This window comes from Sphingopyxis sp., assembly GCF_034380315.1.
Classification (GTDB): domain Bacteria; phylum Pseudomonadota; class Alphaproteobacteria; order Sphingomonadales; family Sphingomonadaceae; genus Sphingopyxis.
Genome location: NZ_JAXMPB010000003.1, coordinates 244,834 through 269,519 on the forward strand (window position 1 = coordinate 244,834; position 24,686 = coordinate 269,519).

Below are 24,686 nucleotides of genomic sequence, written 5' to 3' on the forward strand. Positions count from 1 at the left end.
TTTCTCGGCTGGAACCGTTAGTCGCGCGAGCCATGGATTCCAAGCACAACCAACCCGCCTCCTACACTTATGCCCAGGCTGGGGTATCGATCGACGCCGGCAATGCGCTGGTCCGTGCCATCGCTCCGCTCGCTCGCGCAACGCGCCGCGCCGGCGCGGACGCCGACCTTGGCGGTTTCGGGGGCTTCTTCGACCTCCGCGCGGCGGGCTTCAACGACCCTCTGCTGGTTGCGGCCAATGATGGTGTCGGCACCAAGCTGAAGCTCGCAATCGAATCGGGCCAGCATGACGGCGTGGGAATCGATCTCGTCGCCATGTGCGCGAACGACCTGATCGTCCAGGGCGCGGAACCGCTGTTCTTTCTCGACTATTATGCGACCGGAAAGCTCGACAATGACGTGGCAGCCCAAGTCGTTGCCAGCATTGCCGAAGGCTGCAAACAGGCCGGATGCGCGTTGATCGGCGGCGAAACCGCCGAAATGCCGGGCATGTATTCGGACGGCGACTATGACCTGGCCGGTTTCTGCGTCGGCGCGGTCGAGCGCGATCAGGTCCTGACGGCCGACAAGGTGGCGGCAGGCGATGTCATCCTCGGCCTTGCCTCGTCCGGCGTTCATTCGAACGGCTTTTCGCTCGTTCGCCGACTCGCGACCGACAAGGGCTGGAAGCTGGAGCGTCCCGCGTTGTTCGACCAGAATGTGCGGCTGATCGACGCGCTGATGGCGCCGACCCGTATCTATGTAAAAAGCCTGTTGCCGCTGGTGAAGACCGGCAAGATTCACGCGCTCGCTCACATCACCGGCGGCGGGTTGCTCGAAAATATCCCGCGCATCCTCCCCAAAGCACTCCACGCCCATATCGACGCCGATGCGTGGGAACAGCCGCGCCTGATGGCCTTCCTGCAGGCGCAGGGGAATATCGAACCGGAAGAAATGGCGCGAACGTTCAACTGCGGCATCGGCATGGCGGTCGTCGTTGCCGAAGCCGACGTCGCCGGGGTGACGGCAGCACTCGAAGCGGCAGGTGAAACGGTCCATCGCATCGGGCACATTGCAGCGGGCGAAAAAGGCTGCACGGTGTCGGGTGGAGCGGAAGCCTGGAGCGCGATGGCCGCGTGGTCGGCGACGCATCATGCATGACATACCCCTCCCTGTCGCCGCGCGATGGGGAGGACGTTCATGAAAGCACGTGTCGCCGTCCTGATTTCAGGCGCCGGGACCAATATGGCGGCGCTGCTTTATGCAGCGAAAGCCGACACCTGCCCTTATGAAATTGTCCTGGTGGGCAGCAACAACCCCGACGCCGCCGGTCTCGCGCTTGCGAAGGCCGAGGGTATCGCCACCTGGGCGCATCCCCATAAAGGCATGTCGCGCGATGCCTTCGATGCTCTCGTCGATGAACAACTTCGCGCCGCCGATGTCGAATATGTCGCACTGGCAGGATATATGCGGATATTGAGCGACGCCTTCGTCGCACGCTGGACCGATCGGATGGTCAATATCCATCCCAGCCTGTTGCCGCTCTACAAGGGGCTCGACACCCACAAACGGGCGATCGAAGCGGGCGACGCATGGGGTGGCTGCAGCGTCCATGTCGTGACCCCTGCCCTTGATGACGGGCCAGTGCTGGCGCAGACACCGGTTGCTATCGTCCCCGGCGACACACCCGACAGGCTGGCGGAACGGGTCCGCTTTGCCGAACACCAGCTTTACCCCGCAACGCTCGCGGCCTTTGTAGCCCTCACGCGATCGCCGGCCTATCTTCTCGACAGGGTACGCGAACTGGCGATGGCGATGCCGGAAGCGGACGAGGTTCTATCACACGGCATGCCTTGCTTCGGCATCGTCAAAGGCAAGAAATTCGCCTATTTCAGCCAGGATCATCATGGCGACAGCAGGATCGCGCTGCTGGTGAAAATCAGTGGTGCCGACGAGCAGGCGCAACTGATCGAGATGGACGCGGCGCGCTATTATCGCCCACCCTATTTCGGCATTGGCTGGATCGGCATCCGCCTTGATCTTGGCGACACAGATTGGGACGCGATTGCCGAATGGCTGAGGAAAAGCTGGCTTTCAATAGCGCCAAGGAAGCTGGCGGGACTGATGTCGGCAGCCGACGATTTCTGAGCATGAGAAAGGCCGCCGGATCGCTCCGGCGGCCTTTTTCCAATTCCTCGCCCCTTTAAAGGGCGATCGGCTGGTGCAATCAGCCGACGATTTCTTCGGGCTTGAAGAAATAGGCGATTTCGATCGCCGCATTCTCATCACTGTCCGAACCGTGGACGGTGTTCGCCTCGATGCTCTCGGCCAGCTCCTTGCGGATCGTGCCCGGCTCGGCGTTTTCAGGGTTCGTCGCGCCCATGATGTCACGGTTGCGCTGCATCGCATCTTCGCCCTCGAGGACCTGGACGACGACGGGGCCGCTGATCATGAATTCGACCAGTTCGCCGAAGAAGGGGCGTTCCTTGTGAACCGCGTAAAAGCCTTCGGCCTGTTCGCGGCTCATGTGGATGCGCTTCGAAGCAACGACGCGCAGCCCAGCATCTTCCAGCATCTTGGTGACGGCGCCAGTCAGGTTACGGCGGGTTGCGTCGGGCTTGATAATCGAAAAAGTGCGGGTAACCGCCATGGGAAAGCTCCTGTTATGTGTTTTATCTGATGCGCGCGCCTCTAGCCGCGCTTTTGTCGCACCGCAAGAAAAGAGCGCAGCCCCCTTCCCGCGCACCTAGCCGCCGAGGCCGTAGGTAAAGCTGCCCGTTACCATATCGCCATTCTGCGTCGCGGTGACGTGGACCCCCGTTTTGTCATCGCCGGGCTTTTCGGCACCAAAGCTCTGCATGTCCCCCATGCTGACTTCGCCGGTGATTTCCAGTCCCTGCGCTTCGGCCTGCTTGCGGAAATGCGCGATGACGTCCGATGCCTTGCCCTTGACCTCAAAGCTGGCCATTCCGCCCGCGCCTTGCTTGCCCGACGTTGTGACGCCGCCGAGCATCTTGGCGCCGGGATAAGGGGTAAAGCCATCGGGCAGCTTCGCCTCGGCCGTCGCGCCAAAGCTCATTTCGCCGTCCTTTGTCCTGATATTGACCTGCCCCTCGTCGCCCTCGCCGGTGCTCGTCACGGAATATTCGGTCGTCTCGCCGGTCTCCGGATCAGTCACCGTACCACTGGCAATTTCGGTTTCCGATTTCGAGCCGCACGCTGCGAGCGCCAAGGTCGCCGCCAACACCAGATAACGCATCAGTAATCCTCCTTTTACGGGCCCTCCGACCAGCGACCTTGGTCATCCTGCTTCCAGAAATGAATCTCCACCCCTGCGGCGGCGCTCAACGTCCGCCACGTGGCGCGGGCATCGTCGATGCGGCCATTATCGAAAAGAAGGAAAGCACGGTCAAACCCCAGCGCCGCCTCGCGCCACTCCCCATCGGCAAGCGCGACGAAGCGGGCGCCATTGGCGGCGGCTCCATCCAGCGCGCCAGCCAGCAACAGCGGCTCGATGGTTTCGTCGGGTGTGCCAGCGTGGCCATGCGGCAGGAAACTGGCGGGTTGATGTGTCCAAAGCGCGTCATCAATCGCCTGCCGCTGCATCGCTGAAGCGGCAACAATCAGCAGACGGTCCCCGCCGCCCAATATCCGCGCCGCAATCGCAGGCAAGACCCGTTCGACAGGGTCGCGGCTCAGCCGGTAGAAATCGACACGCGCCATATCCGCTCCGTCATGGCGAAGGACGCAAAACGATCTCCGGACAACGGCTCTTCACGAGCCGCTTTGCCGGAGATCGCCGCGTTATTTTCGGCGCCTCGCCATAACAAGGCGCCAGCATTACCCCTCGAAATTGTCCGCTACGAACTGGTCGAGCAAGCGCACGCCATAGCCGGTAGCCCCCTTGGCATAAGTCGGGCCTTCCTTGTCATGCCAGGCCATGCCCGCGATATCGAGGTGGGCCCATTGAACGCCTTCGTCGACAAACCGCTTCAGAAACTGCGCCGCGGTAATCGATCCGGCTTCGCGCGGGCCGATATTCTTGATGTCGGCGATCGGGCTGTCGATCAGCTTGTCATAGGCGGGCGACAGCGGGAAGCGCCAAAGCTTGTCGTTGCTGGCCAGCCCCGCATCGAGAAGCTTGGCCGCCAAGCCATCGTCGTTGGCAAACATGCCCGCATATTCATGGCCAAGCGAGATCACCATCGCGCCGGTCAGCGTCGCGAGGTCCACGATGACCTTCGGCGCATATTGCTTTTGGGCCCAGCTTATCGCGTCGCACAAAACCAACCGACCTTCAGCGTCGGTGTTGAGCACTTCCACGGTCTGTCCCGACATCGTCTTCACGATGTCGCCGGGGCGCTGAGCGTTGCCGTCAGGCATGTTTTCAACAAGCCCTACGACACCGACGACATTGGCCTTCGCCTTGCGCCCCGCGATAGCCTTCATCGCGCCGGCGACGGCCCCTGCGCCGCCCATGTCCCATTTCATCATGTCCATGCCCGCGCCGGGCTTCAGACTGATACCCCCGGTGTCAAACGTGACGCCCTTACCGATGAAGACCAGCGGAGCCTCGCCCTCCGCGCCGCCATTCCAGCGCATCGCGAGCAGGCGCGGCGGACGGACGGACCCCTGCGCAACGCCAAGCAGCGCGCCCATCCCGAGCGCCTTCATCTGCCGTTCGTCGAGCACCTCGATTTCGACGCCCAGGTCAGCAAGATGCTGACAGCGCTCGACGAAGCTTTCCGGGTACAGAAGGTTGGGCGGCTCGGCGACCAGCGTCTGGGTCAGCGCCACGCCATCGGCAACAGCCGAATAGCCTGCCCATCGCTCCACCACATCGCCTGCAGCCGACGCGATCACTATCGTTTTCAGGCTGGGCTTTGCATTGTCAGCCAGCCGGGTACGATAGGTATCGAGGCGCCAAGCGCGCAGCTTTGCCCCCATGGCAAAGGACAGGACGTCTTCTTCATCGCCCTGCCCTGCGAAATCGACATGGACGGACTGAACGCCGCTGGTCAGAAGCCTGCCGGTCAATGCCGCTCCGCCACGTTCCAGATCGTGCCGCGTGCCTTCGCCGATTCCGACCAGAAGCAAACGGCGCGCCCTGCCGCCATCAATTGCGGTGGTTTCCGCAATGGCCCCTGCCGCGCCCTCGAACCGCGCCTGTCCGGCGGCGGCCGCGAGCAGCGCGCCATTGGCGCCGCCAACGTCCGCAAGTGCGCCCTTGCGCACCGGGAAGGCGACGACGTCGGCAGACGCATCGATTTGCGCGACAAACTGAATGTCCATTTGGTTACTTTCTCATGCGATGATTGATTGAGACGTGCGGGACCGATAGGGGTTTCGCCAGCGAGTTGCAAAAACAAAGCAGCCGGACGTATCGCCAGCGATGCGCGGCAAGCGATGGGACAAAGTAGATTGATGAGCTGGGCTTTGTTCCGGAACAGCGTTAAAAAGCGCCCCTTCTGGCTGGCGACGGCGAGCGGCGCCGCGCTGCTGGCTGGGCCCGCAATGGCGCAAGAGAACAGTGATTCGCCGGCCGTCGCCGAGACGGTCAGCGAGCCTGACCTACGCGCGCCAGACATCGCGCCGACCACCGCCGATGCGCCGGATCCCGGCGACAGCCAGCAGATCGGCTTTGCTGCGGACAATCTGAATTACGACAGCGAGACCGAGGTCGTCATTGCCGAAGGCAATGTGCAGATGAACCGCGAGGCGATCGGCCTGCGCGCCGACAAGGTGACGTGGAATCGCCAGTCGGGGCAGGTCGTCGCCGAGGGCAATGTGATGATCCGCAATCCCGAAGGCGACACCGCCTATGGCGACCGCATCGAACTGTCCGATTCGCTTCGCGACGGGATCATCGACAATCTGCTGGTCGTACTTGAGAACGGAGCCAGGCTCGCAGCCGTCAAGGGAACCCGGTTCGAGAATGGCAATATCGAACTGGAAAATGCCGCCTATACTCCCTGCCCGGTCGAGGATGCACAAGGATGTGCAACCGAGCCAAGCTGGCAGATTCGGGCTGTTCGCGTCCTGTATGATCGCGCCAAGAACAAGGTGAAGTACAAGGGCGCGCGGGTCGAGATTTTCGGCCTGCCGTTGATCCCCCTGCCCGGCCTCAGCCACCCTGCGAACAACGAAGCGGGCAGCGGCCTCCTCGTGCCCGAAGTCCGCATCGACCGTACCAACGGGTTTGAGATCGCGGTGCCATATTATCTGCGATTTGCGTCCGACCGCGATCTGACCATCACCCCGCATGTCTATACCAATGCGGCGCCGATGCTGGAGGGAGAGTTTCGGGCCCTGACCGACATCGGATCTTTCCGAATCAAGGGTTACGCAACCTATAGCTCGGTCGTCCCGGTTTCGGGCCTCGTCACCAGTCGCCGCGATGATTTTCGCGGATATCTGGAAAGCGCGGGGAAATTTCAGTTCGATCCGCGCTGGAGTCTCAGCTATTCGGGCCGCATCGCGACCGATCGTACCTTCATGCGCCGCTATGACATCAACCGCGACGACCGGATGCGATCGACCTTTGAGTTGCAGCGCATCGGCGGGCAAAGCTATCTGTCGATTGCCGGATGGGCGACACAAACGCTGCGCGTCAACGACAGTCAGGGACAACAGCCGATCGCCTTGCCGGTAGTCGATTACCGCCAACGCCTCGACGATCCGCTGCTGGGCGGCCAGTTCGAGTTGCAACTGAATACGCTGGCCATCGGCCGCACAGCCGGCCAGGATACGCAGCGCGCCTTTGCCGGCGCCCGCTGGGATCTGCGCGGTCTGACCCGTCTGGGCCAGGAATGGACGCTGACGGCCATGGTGCGCGGCGATGTTTATCACAGCGACGAAAATCTGTTGACCTCCATCCCTGGATATCGCGGCAAATCGGGATGGCAAGCACGGGGCGTCGCGGCCGTGGCGGCCGACATGCGGTGGCCCTTCATCGGGGAATTTCTGGGCGGAACGCAGACGCTGACGCCCCGCGTCCAGATCGTGGCGACACCGCCCTTAAAGAATCTGGACATTCCGAACGAAGATTCGCGCGCATTTGACCTGGAAGACAGCAATCTCTTCGCGATCAACCGGTTCAACGGCTACGACCGGTTCGAGGACGGAGCCCGCGTTACCTATGGGATCGAATGGAATTACAGCCGCCCGGGATTCAACATCACCAGCGTCATCGGACAAAGCTATCGCCTGTCGGACAAGCCTTCCCTATTCCCCGACGGCACCGGCCTGACCGATCGGGCATCCGATATCGTCGGGCGCACGACGATCGCCTATCGCGACTTCCTCCGGCTCACGCATCGCTTCCGCCTCGACAAGGATAATCTGGCCGTCCGGCGCAACGAACTCGATGCCACGATCGGCGGGCGATCGACCTATGCCGTCCTCGGCTATTCACGCCTGAACCGTGACATCACTCTCCTCGGTGAAGATTTGCAGGATCGCGAGGAAGTGCGCGCCGGTGGGCGTGTCGCCTTCGCCCGCAACTGGTCGATGTTCGGGTCGGCCGTGATGGATCTCACCGGACAGGCGGATGCCCCCGGAAGCTCCGCAGACGGGTTCCAGCCGATTCGACATCGCCTGGGCATTGCCTATGACGATGATTGCCTGTCGATCGCCGTCACCTGGCGCCGCGACTATATCAATACCGGCGATGCCAAGCGGGGCGACAGCTTCGCGTTCCGTATCGCCTTCCGCAACCTCGGCTTCTAACGCTTGCCGCTCAGCCGCGGTTCAGCGTTTCGCGGCTATGCCGGACGGCAATAGCGTCCAAAGGGCGGTTTGCGCTGGACCATCGGGCGTGTCCGCTGATACGGAGCATGCCGTTATGTCTCGAATAGGATAACGATGACCAAATTTTCGACCATGATCGGACTGATTGCCATCGCCGGTGCGGGAGCCGTGCCCGTGCTGGCACAGACCGTCGCCGACAATGACGTTCCGACGACCAGCCTTAACATTCCGGGGAATGTCCAGCTTTTCGGCGACGGCAAACCGAATGTCTATCGCCCCTCCGCGACGGTAAACGGCGAAATCATCACAGCGACCGATATCGAGCAACGGATGGCGCTGATCCGGATCGCCAATGGCGACCTGGCGATGTCGCCCGAAGAAGCGCAGCGTCTGCGGCAACAGGTCTTCAGCAACCTGATCGACGAAAAGCTCCAGATTCAGGAAGCCAAGGCCGCCGACATCGCGATCGACGAAAATCTGATCAATCAGCAATTTGCGCGCCTGGCGACCCGCTTTCGGCAGACGCCCGAACAGTTCGAGCAATATCTGAAATCGAAGGGCTCGTCCGCAGCCGCTGTAAAGCAGCAGATCCGCGGAGAGTTCGCGTGGGACCGTCTGCTTTCGCGCAACATCCAGTCGACGACCAATGTCTCGACCGAAGAAGTGGAATCGGTTGTCCAGCGGCTCAACGAAGCCAAGGGGCAGAATGAGTTCCATCTGGGCGAAATCTATCTTTCCGCGACACCCGAAAATGCGGCTGCGGTGATGGAAAATGCGCAGAAAATCATTCAGGCACTCCAGGCTGGCGGCAGCTTTGCCGCCTATGCCCGCCAATTCTCAGAAGCGTCGACCGCGGTGGTCGGCGGCGACCTCGGCTGGGTGAAGGCCGGACAGTTGCCGCAATCGATGGCCGATGCGGCGCAGCAGATGCAGCCGGGCCAGCTTGTCGGACCGATCGAGGTTCCCGGCGGCATTTCAATCATGCTCATGATGGATCGGCGCCAGGTGCTGACCGCCGACCCGCGCGACGCGGTGCTCAGCCTGAAGCAGATTTCGCTGGAGTTTCCGTCGGGCACGACGCCCGCGCGTGCATCCGAGCTTGCCGGAAAATTCGCGGAAGCCACGCGCTCGATCGCAGGCTGCGGAGCCGCAGACGCGGTGGCCGAAGGACTAGGAGCAAGCGTGGTGTCACGCGACAATATCGCGATGCGCGCACTGCCCGCGCCGCTCCAGGCGACGCTGCTCGACCTGCAGGTCGGCCAGACCACCCAGCCCTTTGGCGCTGCCAATGAAGGGATCAGCGTGCTGGTTCTGTGTGGCCGCGACATGCCGCAAACCGCGACGGCGCCGGACTTGCAGGAGATCGAAAATCGACTGCTGGAGGAAAAGGTCAACAAGCGGGCCCAGCGTTATTTGCGCGACCTGCGCCGGGATGCCGTGATCGAATATAGCTGATGCCCGATTCTGCCCATCGGCCGCCAATAGCCGTCACCATGGGTGACCCGGCTGGTGTCGGCCCCGAAGTCATTGCCCGCGCCTGGGCGGCGCGGCACGATCATGGACTGACACCTTTCGTGGCCATAGGCGACGCTGCCGCCATCGCAGCCGTCTGGGACGGCCCGGTCGCGCGCGTGAGCGATATGGGCGATGTTATCCCGGCCTTTTCCAGCGCGCTGCCGATTTGGCATCTGGAAGACAGCGGTCCTGTGACGCCGGGTGCCCCATCGCCAGCTGGGGCGACCTGCGCCCTGCACGCCCTCGAAACCGGCATCGGCCTTACCCGAAACCAGGCGAGCACCGCGCTTGTCACCGGCCCGGTGTCGAAGCACGCCCTGCAGAGCATCGGATACACCCATCCCGGCCAGACCGAGTTCATCGCGGAACGCTGCGGCGTGATGGCAAGCAACGCGGTGATGATGCTGGCGGGGCCATCGCTGCGCGTTGTTCCGCTGACGGTCCATGTGCCGCTGTCGGAAGTCCCCGAACGGTTGACCAGCGAATTGATCATCTCCCGTATCCGTGTCGTGTGGCGGGGGTTGAAACGCGATTTCGGTATAGCGCAGCCGCGCATCGCCATCGCGGGGCTGAATCCCCACGCTGGCGAGAGTGGCCGGATGGGCGATGAGGAAATTCGCATCATTGCGCCTGCAATCGAACAATTGGCAGCCGATGGCATCAACGTCGACGGCCCGCTCGCCGCCGACGGAATGTTCGCGCCGGGCATCCGCGACCGCTATGACGCGCTGCTCTGCACCTATCACGATCAGGCGCTGGCGCCGTTCAAGGCGCTCCATTTTCACGATGGGGTCAATCTGACCCTCGGCCTGCCGATCATCCGGACATCGCCCGATCATGGCACCGCTTTCGACATTGCGGGCAGCGGCAAGGCCGATCCGGGCCCGACCATCGCGGCGATCCGCATGGCAGCGACACTCGCCGCCACCCGCGAGCATAGCTGCGCGCCAGCGCGGTGATGTCCCCGTCGCGCGCCCTTCCCCCACTGCGCGAAACGGTCCGCACGCACGGCCTTTCAGCAAGCAAGGCGCTGGGGCAGAATTTTCTGTTCGACGAACAATTGCTCGACCGAATTGCGGCGCTGCCCGGGGATTTGCGGGACACGACGGTGTTCGAAGTCGGCCCCGGCCCCGGCGGTCTGACCCGGGCGCTGCTACGCGCCGGCGCGCGCGTCGTTGCCGTCGAGCGCGACGAACGCTGTCTTCCCCTGCTCGCCGAACTCAGTGAAGCCTTTGACGGGCGACTGACGGTGATTTCGGATGACGCCATGGCTGTCGATGCCGATGCGCTGGCTGGCGGAAACCCATATCATATCGTCGCGAACCTGCCCTATAATGTCGGGACGGCGCTGTTCACGCGCTGGCTCGAACCACCGGTCTGGCCGCCGCAATGGGCATCGCTGACGCTGATGTTTCAGTTGGAGGTTGCGGAACGGATCGTCGCCCCCGTCGGCAGCAATGCCTATGGCCGACTGGCCGTACTGGCGCAGTGGCGCGCCGACGCGAGGATCGCGATGAAGGTCCACCGTTCGGCTTTCACGCCGCCACCAAAGGTCATGTCGGCCATCGTCCACGTCACCCCAAAGGCAGAACCAGAGGGCGTCGACCCGGCGTTGCTGTCGCGCTTGACGGAGAAAGGCTTTGGGCAGCGCCGAAAAATGCTGCGCCAGAGCCTGAAAAGTGTGGCTGGCGCGATCGAGGCGCTGGAGACGCTCGGTATAGACCCGACCCGCCGAGCCGAAACGATCAGCGTCAACGAATGGGTTGCGCTGGCACGCAGGCTCGCACGCTAGATCGGGTGAATTCTTCGTCCGGCCGCGAACCGGCGATCAACCATCCACTCCTTAACCGAACGACACATCGACCACGCGGCCGTTGCGATAGCTGCAACCGAAGCTGCACACTTCGCCGCCCAGCCGAGATGCGGTCCCCGTCACGTACCAGCCGTCGCCATTTCGTTCGGTGCTGCCGATCGTGTCGACGCGCGCATCATCGCCCATCTCGGCTTCCACGGCCCATCCGCAAGCATCTGCAGCGCGCGCTTCGGCTTCGCTGCGGCCATAAGCGCCGCGATCCTGCTGGCCGCTTCGATCGTCGCGTTCGTATCGCGGCGTGTCGCGGTAATCCCTGTCGCGATAGGGCGGCGGATCATAGCGCTCGTCCCGGTCGCGGCGGTCTCGCTTGTCTTTGCTCGCGGCGCCCGCAATCGCCGCAATCGTACCAATGATGAGCAGTCCGCCAATCACGTCCCCCGCGCTGACGCGATCGCGGTCTCGATAGCCCCATCCACCGTGGCGGTGACGCGCTTCTGCCGGAGTGGCGCTGAATCCGATGGCAGTCACAACGACCGCAGCGGCAGTGGCAAGGCTGGTCAACTTACGCATGGCCGAAATCCTGTCCTATCGCGCCGGTCCGCCCGGCCCGTCATCCCCTGTCGCTATCGCAACGATGCTTTCACAGCGCTGAACCGCCCGTTCGGCGCGACGGACCGAAAGGAAAAGGCCTGCCGTCCATTCCGACGGCAGGCCCTGTTCTATCGACCGACGTTCAATCGATCCAAGCCTCAGCAAACGCAACGCGGCTTTGGCTTGGGTTTCGGTTTCCACTTTTTCTTGGCCACATAGCGCTTCCGCGCCGGAACATTCTCATAATAGGTGCGGGTGCTGGTTTCGACTGTTTCGGTAACCACCGGCGCGCCATGGGTGATCGTCGTCACGACGACAACGCTCGGCGAGTACCAGCCATAGCCGCCATGATAATAGCTGCTCATATGGCCATGCCGATAATAGGCGGCTCGGCTGCCCCACCATTCTTCACATTTTTTTCGGTCGGCCGCGCTGCCGATCGCCGCACCCGCCAACGCGCCGACACCGCCGCCGATCAATGTACCCGCCGCACGGTCCCCACGACCAGCGATACGGTTGCCGGCAATGCCTCCGACGAGGCCACCGACAACCGCTCCCCCCACTGCGCCCCCCTGGCCGCAGCGCCGAAACATTTCCTCATCCTGTCGCGGGTCATAATCGCCGCGATATCCCTGATAATAAGCGTGACCCGGCGCACCTTCGACCGTGCCCTCATAGCGCCCTTCGAAACGGCGACCGTCGGCCGCCTCATAGGTGCCGTCCCACGTCCCGGTCCAACGCCCTTCGGCATCATATTGACCGTCGAAGGTCGCATCGACCGGCGGCGCGGGGTAGGTCGTGCCGTGACGATATTCGATGACGCTCGGCACGCGATCGGGTTGGCCGGTATAGACATGTGCGTCCGGAGAGGCTGGAACGCCATAGTCGAGCGTGGGTGCCGCGGGTTCGGCGCTTTGCGCCTGTCCCGCCAGCAACAGCAGCGATCCGACGGCGGCGCCGAAAAGCAAGAGGCTTCGCATGCTAAACTCCCTGTTACCGGGGCCCGCCGCTTCAGCGCGGGCAATTGGTTAACAGTTTGTTAGCAAATATGAACCACCTTCGCGAATCCGTTAACCTTCGAATTCACGTCCCATAATGGGTCACACCCCAGCCGGGCCGAGCGCGCCTGCAATCCTTGCTACCAGCATCTCGGCACCGATCTGGTCGGCCGCAGTAAAACGCGACGGAAGCGGGCTATCGAGATCGAGCACACCGATCAACTCACCGTCGGCCACAATAGGGACCACCAACTCGCTACGGCTCGCCGCATCGCAGGCAATATGCCCTGGAAAGGCATGAACATCGTCGACCCTCTGGCTTGTCCGAAGCCGCGCGGCGGCACCGCACACCCCTTTGTCGAGGGGGATACGGATGCACGCCGCCTTGCCCTGAAAGGGGCCGAGCACCAGTTCGGCCCCATCAAAACGATAAAAGCCCGCCCAGTTGAGAACCGGAATAGCCTGCCAGATCAGCGCCGCAACATTCGCCATATTGGCGATACCGTCGCGCTCCCCTGCGACGAGCGCCGCCGCAGCGGCAGCCGTTTCCGCCCATCGCTCGGCGGGATCGCTGGCAGAAAAGTCGAAGTCAAAGGACATGCTTGCCCCGCTTTCCCTATTCGACCGAAAGACCAGTCCATTTTGCGGCAAAGGCATATTTGTCCGCCGCCTCCGCGATGATCTTGTCGGTCGGCTTGCCCGATCCGTGGCCGGCGCGCGTTTCGATGCGGATCAGGTGCGGCTTGTCACCCGCATTGGCGTGCTGAAGCGCAGCGGTATATTTGAAACTGTGCCCCGGCACGACGCGGTCGTCGGTGTCGGCGGTCGTCACCAGCACCGCCGGATACACCGTCCCGTCCTTGATATTATGATAGGGCGAATAGGACAGCAGGTTACGGAAATCGGCCTCCTTCGACGGATAGCCATAATCATCGACCCAATAACGCCCGGCGGTGAAACGGTCGAAGCGCAGCATGTCCATCACCCCGACGGCGGGGAGCGCCGCCGCGATCAGGTCGGGCCGCTGGTTGGTCACCGCACCGACGAGCAATCCGCCGTTCGAGCCGCCCTCGATCGCCAGCTGACCCTTGCCGGTCACGCCCTCGGCAATCAGATACTCGCCCGCGCCAATGAAATCGTCGAAGACATTCTGCTTGTTCGCGAGCCGGCCCGCATCGTGCCACGCCTTGCCATATTCGCCGCCGCCGCGCAGATTGACGATCGCCAGCACGCCGCCCTTGTCGACCCAGGCGAGCCGCGTCGGCGAAAAGGCGGGGGTCAGCGACACGTTGAAGCCGCCATAGCCGTAGAGCAGCGTCGGCGATCCCTTGGCGCGATCGACACCCTTCTTCATCACCAGGAACATCGGCACCTCGGTACCGTCCTTCGATTTGAAAAAGCGCTGCTCGACCGTGAAATCGTCGGGCTTGAAGGTCAGTTCCGGCTCGGCGAAAATCTCGCTCTTCCCGGTCTTGGTATCGAGGCGATAGATGGTCGTCGGCCGCGCAAAGCTGGAAAAGGCATAAAAGGTTTCCGGATCGGCCGACTTGCCGCCAAATCCCGAAGCCGAACCGATATCGGCCAAATGAATATTGGCGACGGGCTTGCCGTCGAGCGCAACCATTCGCGCTTCCGATTTCGCATCGCCCAGATAGGACAGGATGATGCGATCACCGACGCGCGAAGCGCCCACCAGGGTCGCTTCATTTTCCGCGACAAGTTCGGTTACACTACTTGGCTTCCGAATATCGAGCGACACAATGCGCTGGCGCGGCGCCCCCTTGTTCGTCAGGAAGGTAAAGCGGGTGCCCTGATTGGTCACATATTCCCAATTGTTCGCGAAATCATCGACCAGGACGATCGGCTTCCCTACCGTTTTGCCGATGGGATAAAGCGTCAGACCATAGCGCTCGTCGGTGCCCTCCGATCCGACAACCAGCAAATAGGCGCCGTCATCGGTGACAATCGCGCTGTTGTTCAGCTTCGGCTTGTCGGGGGTAGCGTGGATCAGCACATCCTCGCTCTGCGCGGTGCCGAGCTTGTGGAAATAGACGGCGTGATTCTCGTTGAGCGATTGAAAAGCTTCGCCTTCCTTGGGCTCCGGAAACCGCGAATAATAGAATCCGCTGCCATCCTTGGCCCAGTTGAGTGCCGAGAATTTAACCCACCGCACCTCGTCTGAAAGATCCTTGCCCGTCGCGACGTCCTTGACCCGGACAATCCGCCAATCGGTGCCGCCGTCCTGCACGGCATACAGCAAATGCCGCCCATCTTCGGACGGCTTCCATTCGGCGAGCGCCGTCGCGCCATCCTTGGCCCACAGATTGGGATCGATCAGGACCCGCCCCTCTCCTTTCAGCCCTTCGCGGACGAAAAGAACCGATTGCGGCTGCAGCCCGTCGTTACGGCTATAGAAATAGCGTGCCCCGGCCTTGCGCGGCAGGCCAAAGCGTTCGTAATTGTAAAGCTCGGTCATCCGCTTGGCGAACAGGTCGCGCCCTGGCAGCGTGTCGAGATAGGCGTCCGTGACCTGATTTTGCGCCGCAACCCAGGCTGCCACCTTCGGATTGACCCGCACATCGTCTTCCAGCCAACGATAGGGGTCGGCAACGTCCACGCCGAACTGCGGGTCGACGGTGTCGCCGCGTTCGGTCGACGGATAGATCAGCCCTGCCGCACTTGCCGTCGTCGCGGCGTCTCCCCCCGCCTGGGCCACGGTCGGAGCGATCATGGCAAAGGCCAGCGCCAACGGCGCGCGAAGAAAATTGCGGGGGGGCATGGCAAAGTCATCCTCATCGTTCAGGGAAATTATCGTGCGTCCCTATGTAAGGATAGGACAGGCAGGGGCAAGCGGATTTGCCCCGAAACCGTGGAATGCCGCGACGGAAGCGCGTGCTGAGCATGCCGAATAATCAGGCCAGCCCGCAACTTGAGCAGACAGGCGAGCCATGGCTAAGGCATCCGATCAGTTCTTTTCGCTGACCGTCCCAACCGTTGCGACGGCCTTGGGTGCCACGGCTTCAGCCGCCACCAGACGCTTGGAGTCGCCGGCGGCGATAGCCTTCTGCAACGCTGCCAATTGCGGGCAGTTGGCAGCGCAAAGACGCTCCGCTGCCGCAAGCTTTTCGCGGGCGAGCTCGAGCGCGCCCTTGTCGGCCAAGGCCTCACCCTGCCCGGTCAGCGCAACAAGATCATTGGGTTCGAGCAGCAAGGCCTCGCGATAAAGGCCGATCGCCTTTCCGGGCAACCCCTGCGCGCGCGCAACCTGTGCCAACGCGATGATCGCCGAGCGGTTTCGCGGATCGGCCGCGAGTGCCGATTCATAATGGTCGATCGCGCTATCAAGGTCGCCGGCCTGCTGCGCCTTTTGCCCTTCCTGTTGCAGGGCGATGGATTGCGGCCGAATATCATTGTCGGCGCGCTGCGCATCCGAGGCGGTGGGCAGGCTGGCCAGAACGAGGCCGGCGCCGAGGCCAAGGAAACTGACGCGCATCGCATTCTCCCATCGGTTCATTTGCGCCTGCCTATCATGGCGCCGTCAACCGCGCGAGGAAAAAGCCATCGCAGCCGTCGTGCGCGGGGGTCAGCAGATAACCGCCGCCCGCGGCACGGCCGATGCCCGCGGGCAGATAATCGCTATCGGCCGTCCAGCCGCGATGCCGGTTCAGAAATTCTTCCACCTGGGCCCGCCCCTCGCGCGCAATGATCGAGCAGACAGCATAGAGAAGTTTACCGCCCGGCGCCACCAGATCGGCACCGATCGACAGCAGCCGCGCCTGATCGGCAAGATGGCGGTCAAGCCGCGACGGGGTGAGCCGCCAACGCAGTTCGGGGCTCCGCCGCCAGGTGCCGCTGCCCGAACAGGGGGCATCGACGAACACCCGCGCGGCGCGGCCGTGCCAGTCGGCGAGCATCGCCGCTTCCTGCCCGGGGTTCAGCAACCGCGTTTCGATACCCGAAGCGCCCGCCCGTTCGGCGCGAGGCGGCAGTTGTTGAAGCCGCCCGCGGTGCGTATCGCAGGCAAGAATTTGAGCGTCATTTCCGGTCAATGACGCGATAGCGAGAGCCTTGCCGCCGCCGCCCGCACACAGATCGACGATCGCCATGCCCGGCGCCGCATCGAGCGCACCAGCAGCATATTGGCTCGCCGCGTCTTGCACCTCGAACGCTCCATCGGCGTGGGCCGGATGCTGGGCCGCCGCGGTTTCCGGCGCCAGCCGCCAACCGTCGGGGGCGGCAGATATCTCTACGCCGTCAGGAAAAAGCGATGCCAAGTCGCTACGCGACGCCTTGATCCGGTTGGCACGCAGATCGAGCGGAGCCCGGGCAAGCATCCCAGCCCCTTCCTCCATCTCGACAAGCGGTTCGAAGAGCCCGATCAGGGCTTCCGCCGCGAGGCCGGTTTCGGCGCGCGGTTCGCCGTCAGCAATCGGTGCTGGACCATAGGGCGAACCATCGAACAGCGCCGCTATTTCGGGCTGCGCATCGGCGAGCGCGAGCATCGCCGCGCGCCCCGATGCCGGCGCCGAGCGCACGCACCGGATGGCGTCATAGACAAGAGCACGGATGGCGCGGCGATCCTTCGACCCCGCATAGCGGCGCTGGCGCATCGCGTCGGAGAAGATCGCATCGGCGGGCGGCCCGCCCTCGCGCGCCGCGGCGGCGATGGCATCGAGAATCTCGATCGCGGTCTGGACGCGCGCGGCGGGGGTCATCGGTTCAGCCTTCCATCGTCATTGCACGGCACCCGGCCAAGGATCGGGGTTCATGCAATCCTCCGCTATATCCCAACCAACCGCCAGCAGACATGCGTGCCGCTCAGTTTATGCCATTTATCCCGCCGGATAATTGGGCGCTTCGCGCGTGATCGCGACGTCGTGGACATGGCTTTCGCGCAGTCCGGCATTGGTGATGCGGACGAATTTCGCGCGGTCGCGCAGATCGCGCAGCGTCCGGCTGCCGGTATAGCCCATCGCCGCCTTCACCCCGCCGACCAGCTGGTGGATGACATCCTTTGCCGCGCCCTTGAACGGAACCTGGCCTTCGATGCCTTCGGGGACCAGCTTCATCTGGTCCTTGATGTCCTGCTGGAAATAGCGGTCCGCCGAACCGCGCGCCATCGCGCCGACGCTGCCCATGCCGCGATAGCTTTTATAGGTGCGCCCCTGATAGAGGAAGGTTTCGCCCGGCGCCTCGGCCGTCCCCGCGAGCAGCGAGCCGACCATCACGCACGACGCACCCGCCGCCAGCGCCTTGGCAAGATCGCCCGAGGTACGCAGGCCGCCGTCGGCGATGACCGGAATATTCTCCTTCGACGCCACCTCGACGCTGTCGAGAATGGCGGTGAGCTGCGGCACCCCGACCCCGGCGACGACGCGGGTGGTACAGATCGATCCCGGGCCGATACCGACCTTGACCCCGTCGGCCCCCGCGTCGATCAGTGCGCGGGTCGCATCGCCGGTCGCGACATTGCCCGCCAGCACCTGGACGCGGTTCGACAATTTCTTGATCCGTTCGACCGTCTGGCCGACCAGCTTGCTGTGGCCATGCGCGGTATCGACGACGATCAGGTCGCATTCGGCGTCGAGCAGCGCCTCGGCGCGTTCGACCCCCGAATCCCCGGTGTTGGTGGCCGCGGCGACGCGCAGACGGCCGCTGCCATCCTTGGTCGCATCGGGGAAGTTCACCGCCTTTTCCATATCCTTGACGGTGATCAGGCCGGTGCAGCGATAAGCATCGTCGACGACGAGCAGCTTTTCGATGCGGCGCTGGTGGAGCAGCTTGCGGGCTTCATCCTGGCTGACGCCGGGACGCACGGTCGCCAGATTATCGGCGGTCATCAGCTCGCGCACCGGCTGATCGGGATTTTCAGCAAAGCGCACGTCGCGGTGGGTCAGGATGCCGACCAGCTTACCGCCCGCCTCGACCACTGGAATGCCTGAAATGCGGTGCTGCGCCATCAGCGCCGTCGCCTCCGACAGCGGCGCATCGGGGGTGATGGTGATCGGATTGACGATCATCCCGCTTTCAAAGCGCTTGACCTGGCGGACAGCGGCCGCCTGTTCCTCGATCGTCAGATTGCGGTGGAGCACGCCAAGGCCGCCGATCTGCGCCATCAGGATCGCCATATCGGCCTCGGTCACCGTGTCCATCGCTGACGACAGGATCGGAATGTTGAGCGAGATTTCGCTGGTGAGCTGGGTCGCAAGATTGGCGTCCGACGGCAGGATGTCCGACGGGCCGGGCACCAGCAACACGTCGTCGAAGGTCAGACCGGTGATGATTTCCATGTGGGCCACTTTCTGGTGCGGGCGGCGCCTGCCCCGGGCGTTCGGAGGCGGCACGCGCGATTCGTTCGGTGGCGGCCCATGTAACCAGTCGAGCCGGTGCGCGCCAGTGGGGGACGCACGATTATTTCGCGCGGCGCGTGGCGCGGGCGGACAGCATGAAATGCCGCCCGCCCACGCCTGCTCCGTTCAGCCCGCCAGCAACCAGAACAACCCGCCCAGCAAAGCGGTCAAAAGGATGACAAAGGCAGCTCCTTCGCCGAACCCAAGCCGCAAGGCGCGATGATGATCCTGGCGAAAGGCTGCCACCTGATCCTTGATCTCCGGATTCCCGGTCACAAGACCGATGTCGAGGTGCCGCCCCTCCTTCAGGAACAGCAACAACTCACGCCGTTCTTCTTCTGAAATGTCAGGGTAACGACCGAATATCTCTTCCGCACGCTCGGCCGCGGGCTGCACGGCAGCCCCGGCTTCATTCTTGCATGTCATATATTTGCAATCCAACGTCGGGCTTCTCCGGCAATCAAAGAAGCCCTGATCCTTCAAGGCGACGCAAAGCGCCGCCGGTGTCAGTCAGATGGAATATGAAGAGGGAGGAGCGCGGGCCGCATAGGGCACGAGCGCGCATGAGGCGATCGCCACGGATCGCAGCGGCGAGATCGCCGAGCGTCGGGTGACGCGGCCCGGCATATCGGTACCGACGGACAAAATGGCCGGCGAGGGCCCGGATCCAGGCTCACCGCGCTCGTCCAGCGCTACGCGCTGATAAGCAGCCAGTTTGACGGCGACCAGCCGTCCGGCCTGTACCGGCGTATCAACCAGCAACCGTTTCGCGACAAATTCAGACGCCCCGACCGTCGGCTGCGCCATCGAAGGCGATTGCGCGAGCGCCATCGACGCCAGGGCAAGCCAGGCAAACAGTGCGACAAAACGCGCACGACCAAGGGCGAGGATCGAAATCACAGTTTGCAGAACGTCGGCAATGCGGAGGCCATGCCCTAACCCATATCGCACAGTGGGTAAACCGGCTGCCCGGCCTTGCCCCGCGATGTTTCCAGCGCTACGCGCCCGCCTGTGACCAGCGCCCATCCTCCTGCCCCTTCTGCCTTCGCGCCCTTTCGCTACCCGGCCTTTCGGGCGATCTGGACTGCCAACCTCGCATCGAACATGGGTTCGATGATCCAGTCGGTCGGCGCGGCATGGCTGATGACCGAGCTGACCCAATCGCACCTGCTGATTGCGCTGGTTCAGGCGGGCGCGACGATCCCCATCATGTTGCTCGGCGTATTTGCCGGCGCGATCGCCGACAATTTCGACCGCCGACGGGTCATGCTGGCCGCGCAGACCGGAATGCTGATCGTATCGGCCGCGCTGACGTTGACGACATGGATGGGGGCGATCACGCCGATGCTCCTGCTTTTCTTCACGCTCGCGGTCGGGTGCGGCACGGCGCTCAACGGCCCGGCGTGGCAGGCTTCGGTACGCCTTCAGGTCGGCCCGCGCGACCTGCCCCAGGCGATTGCCCTCAACACCATCGCCTTCAACCTTGCGCGCAGCGCCGGCCCCGCCCTCGGCGGGCTCCTGATCTCATTGTCAGGGCCCGCAACGGGCTTCGCCTTCAACGCGATCAGCTATGTCGCGCTGATCATCGTCCTGCTGCGCTGGCATCCAGAGGTTCCGACGCCGCAGCGCAAGCCGATGTTGTCGGCGATTGCCGCCGGGCTGCGCTTCTGCGCCCATTCGGACCCAGTACGCCGGGTATTGATCCGCGGGCTCGCCTTTGGATTGGGGGCAGCAGGGTTTCAGGCTTTGCTCCCATCGCTCATCCGCGATCGGCTCCATGGGACCGAGATCGACTATGGCTTGTGCCTCGCCGCCTTTGGCGCCGGTTCGATCTTCACCGCCTTGTGGGTCGGCAGCGTCCGGCGACGCTGGGGAAGCGACAAGGTCGTCACCTTTGCCGCGATCATTTTCGCGGCCGCGATGCTGCCTGTCGCGGTCACGCGATCCCTGCTCCCGTTGTTGGCCGCTGCATTCGTCGCAGGCGGGGCCTGGGTATCGACGCTGACGACATTGAACGTCGCCATGCAACTGCGATCGCCGGAGGAAATTCTGGGTCGCTGCCTGTCCATCTATCAGGCCGTGACGTTCGGCGCGATGGCACTCGGCGCCTGGCTACTTGGCATGTCGGCCGACCATTGGGGGCTGAAGGTCGCGATCCTGATTTCCGCCAGCTGGCTGACGATAACCGCTCTGTTCCTTCACTTTGTCGCCCCGATGCCTCGGCGCGACGAAGGCCGCGTCACGCGCTGACCGGCCCGGCCGCATTGTCGTTTATCTGGAACCGACTGTTCGACAGATTAATCTCGTCGCCGCAGTGGCTGCACGCCGCTTCCATTCGCAAATCATGGCCGCACGTCATATGCGTCAGGATCAGCGGCGGACCGCGATCGTCGGCGAACCAGCGATCCCCCCATTGCAATAGCGCGAGCAGCACCGGGTAAAGATCCCTCCCTTTCTCGGTCAGCCGATATTCGACCCGATCCGAATGGGTGGAATAAGGCACCGTGCGCAGGATTCCCTGACGCACCAGCCGTTCGAGGCGGCCGGTCAGAATATTCGTCGCCATTAGCGTGTCGCGCTGAATCTCGTCGAAACGATTGATTTGCGTAAACATCGCCCGCACCACCAGCGTCGCCCATCGATCGCCGAACAATTCGATCATCGTGTCGACCAGCGGTCGACCACCCGGGCGCCGGGCGCCGACATCGCCGTTGAAACGCCGCCGTTCATAGGCAGGAACGACCTGCACAAGCCCTGGGCCTTCGCGCCAGGCGACCGCGCGCGGGTCGATCTCCGCCCGGCAATGCGCACAAACGGGAACAGGCTCGGTTGCTGCACCGCAAGTTGCATGGTGCAGCCGAACCTGGAAGTCGCGGCTCGTCGCCTCCCATCGGTGCTGCCAGCGCAGCATCATCAACGCATTGGGAAACTGATCCCGCCCTTTTTGCGTCAAGACATAGTGAAAACCACGCCCTGTCTTTTTAGGCTTTTTGGCAAGGCAGTCTTCGTCGACAAGCTTCTTGAGGCGACCATTGACGACCGAACGGGCCAGACCAGTGCGAGTGACGAATTCGTCAAAGCCATGCACGCCCAAAAATGCCTGTTCCATGATGAGCAGCACCGGCACGTCACCAACGACGTCCAGCGCCCGCCATATCGAACAAGCCCGAATGGTACGTTCATGTTTCAACTCTGAGGCATCCTCCGCGACATGCCCCCACCCCTAAACCGGGCGAGGGCATGGCGGCAAGTCACGAGGCAGATACGAGGAGAGCAAGCTCCAACGCCTTTCCCCCGTCAGAAACGCCCGGTCAACTGTACCGCGATCGTGCGCGGACGGTCGATGATGCCATTATAGGCATTGCCGGCTCCCCGTGTGATCGTCGTCGCAAGCGGCATCGAACTTGCCGTCTGCATGATCCGCTGGTTGGTCAAATTTCGGCCGATCAGTGCCACTTCCCAGCGATTGTCGATTTGCCCCAGTGCCAGCCGCGCGCCCAGCTTGGCATAGCCGTCCTGATGGGTGCGTGGATCAAGGTTCGCGGCCGCGATATAGGAAGAGGAGAAGTCGGCATTGATGTTGAGCGCCACCTTCAAGCTGTCGTTGATCGGCGTCGTATAATCGAGATTCAGATTGCCCGACCATTTCGGGCTCAGCGCATTGCGCTTGCCGCTATAGTCACAGAATCCGCCCGGTCCCGACGCCTGCAGATAATAGCATTGTCCATCGGTGAAATTGGTGAATTCGAAATCAAGATAGGCCACGGCGCCGCTGACCGTCAGACCCGGCGCCAGCGCGGCACGAAAGTCGGCTTCGACACCCTGCGTCCGCGCCGCGGCGGCGTTGCGGACGTTGAAATTCAGCGTGCCGTCGAAAATATTGACCTGCAAATCCTTGTATTTGGTGCGATAGAAAGACAGGTTGAACGCGACATTGCGCCCCTTGTACTTCACCCCCGCTTCGAAATTGTCGGCAGTTTCGTTATCGAACATGAACTCGCCCGGCTTGGCGACGGTGGTGGAAGTCGGCAGCGAGTTGGACCGGATATCGAAACCGCCCGCCTTGGTTCCCCGCGCATAGGAGGCATAGACCATCAAATCGTCGGTTGCATCATATTGGATATTCACCATGGGGTTGAAGCTGTTTTCGCTCAGCTTGCCCGCGATGCTGTGCCCCTCGATATTGAGGGCCCGAAACACGGCGGCGACCACCGCCGCTGGCGCGGTGCTCAACGGCCCCTGAACGATCGCCAGATCGCGCCGACCGCTCTTCTTTTCATGATTGAAACGCGCCCCGGCCGTCAGGCGCAGCCGCTCGCTGAGCGACAGTTCGCCCTGCGCAAAGAATGAAATAAGATCAGATTTCTGGGCATAATCGCGATCGTTGCGGGTGTCGCCAAGGGCGTTGAAGGGCGCCCCTAAACCCAGAAAAGTTGGGTTGAACAGGGTGAAATCCTGCACATCCAGCTTGGCATGCTGATAATAAGCTCCGGCGATATAGTTGAACGTTTCTCCGCCCGGCGACGTCAGGCGCAGTTCCTGCGAAAACTGCCGGTAATCCTCGCGCAAATTCGTCCCGTCGAGAAAGCTGATGCCGGAAAAATCGACATCGACGATCTCGCGCGTCTTGTAATCGAGCAGCGACGTTACCGCCGTCAGTGTATGCTCCCCGATTTCCAGATCGGCGTTCAGCGTCGCGCCGAACACCTTGTTCCGGCTCTCATACCCATTGTCTTCGCGTACATAATCGGGATCGGTGCTGACAAAAAACGGTCCTTGGAAAACCAGATTATAGTTTCCGACCGCGCCGAAAACGTCGCGCGGCTGCCCCTTTGTCCTGAAGTCGGCATATTCAAGCTTCAGTTCGGCAGCGAATGGTCCGCCACGATCGAACTCCAGCTTGCCGCGCACATATTTCTCGTCGACGTTCGGCTCATCGCGTTTCAGCTTCTGGTTATAGAAATAGCCATCCATCGACCGATAATAGCCGACGACCCGCGCCTCGACGCCTTCGCTCAACGGCCCCGACAATACGCCATTGATTTGGAATTCCTTGTGGTTGAATTCGTACAGAGCCGACAGCGACCCTTCGAATTCGTCGGTGGGGCTGCGCGTCGTGATATTGACCGCGCCCGCAATCGCATTCTTGCCGAACAAGGTCGGCTGCGGACCGCGCAGCACCTCGACCCGCTCCATGTCGATCAGCGGCAACCGCGACAGCTGGTCGCGGCCATAATAAACCCCATCGACGAACATCGCGACCGATTGCTCGAACCCCTTGTTGTCGCCCGAAGCGATACCGCGGATAGCGATGCGATTGGCGATCGCCGTCTGGGTGATCTTCAGGTTGGGGACTGACGAGCTGATCTGTTCCAAATTGGTCTGACCATAGCTTTCCACCTGCTCTCCGCTGACAGCGGAGATGGAGATCGGCACGTCGGACAGGCCTTCCGCACGTTTTTGCGCGGTCACGATGATTTCCTGAAGCCCGCCCTGATCCTGGGCTGGCGCGGCGTCCTGCGCAAGCGCAATGCCGGGGGTGACGAGCGCCGTGGCGGTCAACAGCGCAACAAGATGAACCTTCATATGCCTCTCCCTTGCGACATCGTCTTGGCGACCACCGCCCGCGATGTTTTTCTTGCATTGCGACTCATAAGGGCTTTAAGTATCACTATGCAAGTCAGATTTGCGA

At 62.7% G+C, this 24,686-nt stretch carries 22 protein-coding genes; 7 read left to right on the forward strand and 15 right to left on the reverse strand.

Annotated features, from left to right (window positions below):
* Positions 1–32: 32 nt before the first annotated feature.
* Together purM and purN are read left to right on the forward strand one after the other, a co-directional pair.
* Entirely contained in the window at positions 33–1,139 is a 1,107-nt protein-coding gene (purM, locus tag U0S50_RS07155; protein ID WP_322308078.1) for a phosphoribosylformylglycinamidine cyclo-ligase, read from the forward strand.
* 39 nt (positions 1,140–1,178) lie between these two features.
* On the forward strand, positions 1,179–2,126 hold the full coding sequence (gene purN, locus U0S50_RS07160; RefSeq protein WP_322308079.1) for a phosphoribosylglycinamide formyltransferase: 948 nt from the start codon (positions 1,179–1,181) through the stop codon (positions 2,124–2,126).
* A 79-nt stretch (positions 2,127–2,205) separates the two neighbouring features.
* On the opposite strand, the gene ndk is transcribed toward purN, so the two are convergent.
* The 4 genes from ndk to U0S50_RS07180 all read right to left on the reverse strand — a co-directional run bounded on the left by ndk (position 2,206) and on the right by U0S50_RS07180 (position 5,270).
* Complete coding sequence (gene ndk / locus U0S50_RS07165; RefSeq protein WP_322308080.1) at positions 2,206–2,628, reverse strand: nucleoside-diphosphate kinase; 423 nt, start codon at positions 2,626–2,628, stop codon at positions 2,206–2,208.
* A gap of 96 nt (positions 2,629–2,724) precedes the next feature.
* Complete coding sequence (locus U0S50_RS07170) at positions 2,725–3,237, reverse strand: hypothetical protein (RefSeq protein ID WP_322308081.1); 513 nt, start codon at positions 3,235–3,237, stop codon at positions 2,725–2,727.
* A 14-nt stretch (positions 3,238–3,251) separates the two neighbouring features.
* Positions 3,252–3,701: a DNA polymerase III subunit chi gene (locus tag U0S50_RS07175; RefSeq protein WP_322308082.1), complete on the reverse strand. Its 450-nt coding sequence runs from the start codon at positions 3,699–3,701 to the stop codon at positions 3,252–3,254.
* A 117-nt stretch (positions 3,702–3,818) separates the two neighbouring features.
* A complete protein-coding gene (locus tag U0S50_RS07180) occupies positions 3,819–5,270 on the reverse strand; it encodes a leucyl aminopeptidase (RefSeq protein WP_322308083.1) in 1,452 nt (483 codons plus the stop codon).
* 132 nt (positions 5,271–5,402) lie between these two features.
* Here U0S50_RS07180 and U0S50_RS07185 point away from each other — a divergent pair, with 132 nt between their 5' ends.
* The 4 genes from U0S50_RS07185 to rsmA all read left to right on the forward strand — a co-directional run bounded on the left by U0S50_RS07185 (position 5,403) and on the right by rsmA (position 11,034).
* Positions 5,403–7,706 (forward strand): LPS-assembly protein LptD, encoded by a 2,304-nt coding sequence (locus U0S50_RS07185; protein ID WP_322308084.1) that lies wholly within the window; start codon positions 5,403–5,405, stop codon positions 7,704–7,706.
* Positions 7,707–7,841: 135 nt separating this feature from the next.
* Positions 7,842–9,182 (forward strand): peptidylprolyl isomerase, encoded by a 1,341-nt coding sequence (locus U0S50_RS07190; protein ID WP_322308085.1) that lies wholly within the window; start codon positions 7,842–7,844, stop codon positions 9,180–9,182.
* Positions 9,182–10,201: a 4-hydroxythreonine-4-phosphate dehydrogenase PdxA gene (gene pdxA / locus U0S50_RS07195; protein WP_322308086.1), complete on the forward strand. Its 1,020-nt coding sequence runs from the start codon at positions 9,182–9,184 to the stop codon at positions 10,199–10,201. Before U0S50_RS07190 ends, pdxA begins: the two co-directional genes overlap by 1 nt.
* Positions 10,201–11,034, forward strand: coding sequence for a 16S rRNA (adenine(1518)-N(6)/adenine(1519)-N(6))-dimethyltransferase RsmA (gene rsmA / locus U0S50_RS07200; RefSeq protein ID WP_322308087.1), 834 nt, complete (start codon positions 10,201–10,203; stop codon positions 11,032–11,034). The genes pdxA and rsmA overlap by 1 nt, the downstream gene beginning before the upstream one ends.
* Positions 11,035–11,085: 51 nt before the next feature.
* Here the strand turns inward: rsmA and U0S50_RS07205 are convergent, their stop codons facing one another.
* The 9 genes from U0S50_RS07205 to U0S50_RS07245 all read right to left on the reverse strand — a co-directional run bounded on the left by U0S50_RS07205 (position 11,086) and on the right by U0S50_RS07245 (position 19,894).
* Positions 11,086–11,625 (reverse strand): hypothetical protein, encoded by a 540-nt coding sequence (locus U0S50_RS07205; RefSeq protein ID WP_322308088.1) that lies wholly within the window; start codon positions 11,623–11,625, stop codon positions 11,086–11,088.
* Between the two features lie 179 nt (positions 11,626–11,804).
* Positions 11,805–12,626 (reverse strand): glycine zipper domain-containing protein, encoded by an 822-nt coding sequence (locus U0S50_RS07210; protein WP_322308089.1) that lies wholly within the window; start codon positions 12,624–12,626, stop codon positions 11,805–11,807.
* 120 nt (positions 12,627–12,746) lie between these two features.
* Positions 12,747–13,244 carry a GAF domain-containing protein gene (locus tag U0S50_RS07215; protein ID WP_322308090.1) on the reverse strand — a complete coding sequence of 166 codons (498 nt, stop codon included), beginning with the start codon at positions 13,242–13,244 and terminating at the stop codon, positions 12,747–12,749.
* A gap of 16 nt (positions 13,245–13,260) precedes the next feature.
* Positions 13,261–15,423, reverse strand: a complete 2,163-nt coding sequence (locus U0S50_RS07220) for a prolyl oligopeptidase family serine peptidase (protein WP_322308091.1) — start codon at positions 15,421–15,423, stop codon at positions 13,261–13,263.
* A 186-nt stretch (positions 15,424–15,609) separates the two neighbouring features.
* The gene (locus tag U0S50_RS07225) at positions 15,610–16,158 is read right to left on the reverse strand and encodes a tetratricopeptide repeat protein (RefSeq protein ID WP_322308092.1); all 549 of its coding nucleotides are present in this window, start codon (positions 16,156–16,158) and stop codon (positions 15,610–15,612) included.
* A 13-nt stretch (positions 16,159–16,171) separates the two neighbouring features.
* Positions 16,172–17,359 carry an RsmB/NOP family class I SAM-dependent RNA methyltransferase gene (locus U0S50_RS07230; protein WP_322308093.1) on the reverse strand — a complete coding sequence of 396 codons (1,188 nt, stop codon included), beginning with the start codon at positions 17,357–17,359 and terminating at the stop codon, positions 16,172–16,174.
* Between the two features lie 117 nt (positions 17,360–17,476).
* Positions 17,477–18,934 carry an IMP dehydrogenase gene (guaB, locus tag U0S50_RS07235; protein WP_322308094.1) on the reverse strand — a complete coding sequence of 486 codons (1,458 nt, stop codon included), beginning with the start codon at positions 18,932–18,934 and terminating at the stop codon, positions 17,477–17,479.
* A 186-nt stretch (positions 18,935–19,120) separates the two neighbouring features.
* Positions 19,121–19,477 carry a hypothetical protein gene (locus U0S50_RS07240; RefSeq protein ID WP_322308095.1) on the reverse strand — a complete coding sequence of 119 codons (357 nt, stop codon included), beginning with the start codon at positions 19,475–19,477 and terminating at the stop codon, positions 19,121–19,123.
* A 27-nt stretch (positions 19,478–19,504) separates the two neighbouring features.
* Positions 19,505–19,894: a hypothetical protein gene (locus U0S50_RS07245; RefSeq protein WP_322308096.1), complete on the reverse strand. Its 390-nt coding sequence runs from the start codon at positions 19,892–19,894 to the stop codon at positions 19,505–19,507.
* Positions 19,895–20,005: 111 nt separating this feature from the next.
* Between U0S50_RS07245 and U0S50_RS07250 the strand changes: the two genes are divergently transcribed.
* The gene (locus U0S50_RS07250) at positions 20,006–21,244 is read left to right on the forward strand and encodes an MFS transporter (protein WP_322308097.1); all 1,239 of its coding nucleotides are present in this window, start codon (positions 20,006–20,008) and stop codon (positions 21,242–21,244) included.
* On the opposite strand, the gene U0S50_RS07255 is transcribed toward U0S50_RS07250, so the two are convergent.
* Positions 21,234–22,184: a winged helix-turn-helix transcriptional regulator gene (locus U0S50_RS07255; protein WP_322308098.1), complete on the reverse strand. Its 951-nt coding sequence runs from the start codon at positions 22,182–22,184 to the stop codon at positions 21,234–21,236. The genes U0S50_RS07250 and U0S50_RS07255 overlap by 11 nt on opposite strands.
* Before the next feature lie 107 nt (positions 22,185–22,291).
* Complete coding sequence (locus U0S50_RS07260; protein WP_322308099.1) at positions 22,292–24,580, reverse strand: TonB-dependent receptor; 2,289 nt, start codon at positions 24,578–24,580, stop codon at positions 22,292–22,294.
* Positions 24,581–24,686 lie beyond the last annotated feature (106 nt).

What these genes read in the sequence shown, in the direction of transcription:
- pdxA (WP_322308086.1), top strand. Translation starts at nt 9,182, where the DNA reads ATGCCCGATTCTGCCCATCGGCCGCCAATAGCCGTCACCATGGGTGAC.
- U0S50_RS07175 (WP_322308082.1), bottom strand. Translation starts at nt 3,701, where the DNA reads ATGGCGCGTGTCGATTTCTACCGGCTGAGCCGCGACCCTGTCGAACGG.
- U0S50_RS07230 (WP_322308093.1), bottom strand. Translation starts at nt 17,359, where the DNA reads ATGACCCCCGCCGCGCGCGTCCAGACCGCGATCGAGATTCTCGATGCC.
- U0S50_RS07180 (WP_322308083.1), bottom strand. Translation starts at nt 5,270, where the DNA reads ATGGACATTCAGTTTGTCGCGCAAATCGATGCGTCTGCCGACGTCGTC.
- U0S50_RS07225 (WP_322308092.1), bottom strand. Translation starts at nt 16,158, where the DNA reads ATGAACCGATGGGAGAATGCGATGCGCGTCAGTTTCCTTGGCCTCGGC.
- U0S50_RS07260 (WP_322308099.1), bottom strand. Translation starts at nt 24,580, where the DNA reads ATGAAGGTTCATCTTGTTGCGCTGTTGACCGCCACGGCGCTCGTCACC.
- purN (WP_322308079.1), top strand. Translation starts at nt 1,179, where the DNA reads ATGAAAGCACGTGTCGCCGTCCTGATTTCAGGCGCCGGGACCAATATG.
- U0S50_RS07220 (WP_322308091.1), bottom strand. Translation starts at nt 15,423, where the DNA reads ATGCCCCCCCGCAATTTTCTTCGCGCGCCGTTGGCGCTGGCCTTTGCC.
- rsmA (WP_322308087.1), top strand. Translation starts at nt 10,201, where the DNA reads ATGTCCCCGTCGCGCGCCCTTCCCCCACTGCGCGAAACGGTCCGCACG.
- U0S50_RS07205 (WP_322308088.1), bottom strand. Translation starts at nt 11,625, where the DNA reads ATGCGTAAGTTGACCAGCCTTGCCACTGCCGCTGCGGTCGTTGTGACT.
- guaB (WP_322308094.1), bottom strand. Translation starts at nt 18,934, where the DNA reads ATGGAAATCATCACCGGTCTGACCTTCGACGACGTGTTGCTGGTGCCC.
- U0S50_RS07170 (WP_322308081.1), bottom strand. Translation starts at nt 3,237, where the DNA reads ATGCGTTATCTGGTGTTGGCGGCGACCTTGGCGCTCGCAGCGTGCGGC.
- purM (WP_322308078.1), top strand. Translation starts at nt 33, where the DNA reads ATGGATTCCAAGCACAACCAACCCGCCTCCTACACTTATGCCCAGGCT.
- U0S50_RS07190 (WP_322308085.1), top strand. Translation starts at nt 7,842, where the DNA reads ATGACCAAATTTTCGACCATGATCGGACTGATTGCCATCGCCGGTGCG.
- U0S50_RS07185 (WP_322308084.1), top strand. Translation starts at nt 5,403, where the DNA reads ATGAGCTGGGCTTTGTTCCGGAACAGCGTTAAAAAGCGCCCCTTCTGG.
- U0S50_RS07210 (WP_322308089.1), bottom strand. Translation starts at nt 12,626, where the DNA reads ATGCGAAGCCTCTTGCTTTTCGGCGCCGCCGTCGGATCGCTGCTGTTG.
- ndk (WP_322308080.1), bottom strand. Translation starts at nt 2,628, where the DNA reads ATGGCGGTTACCCGCACTTTTTCGATTATCAAGCCCGACGCAACCCGC.
- U0S50_RS07215 (WP_322308090.1), bottom strand. Translation starts at nt 13,244, where the DNA reads ATGTCCTTTGACTTCGACTTTTCTGCCAGCGATCCCGCCGAGCGATGG.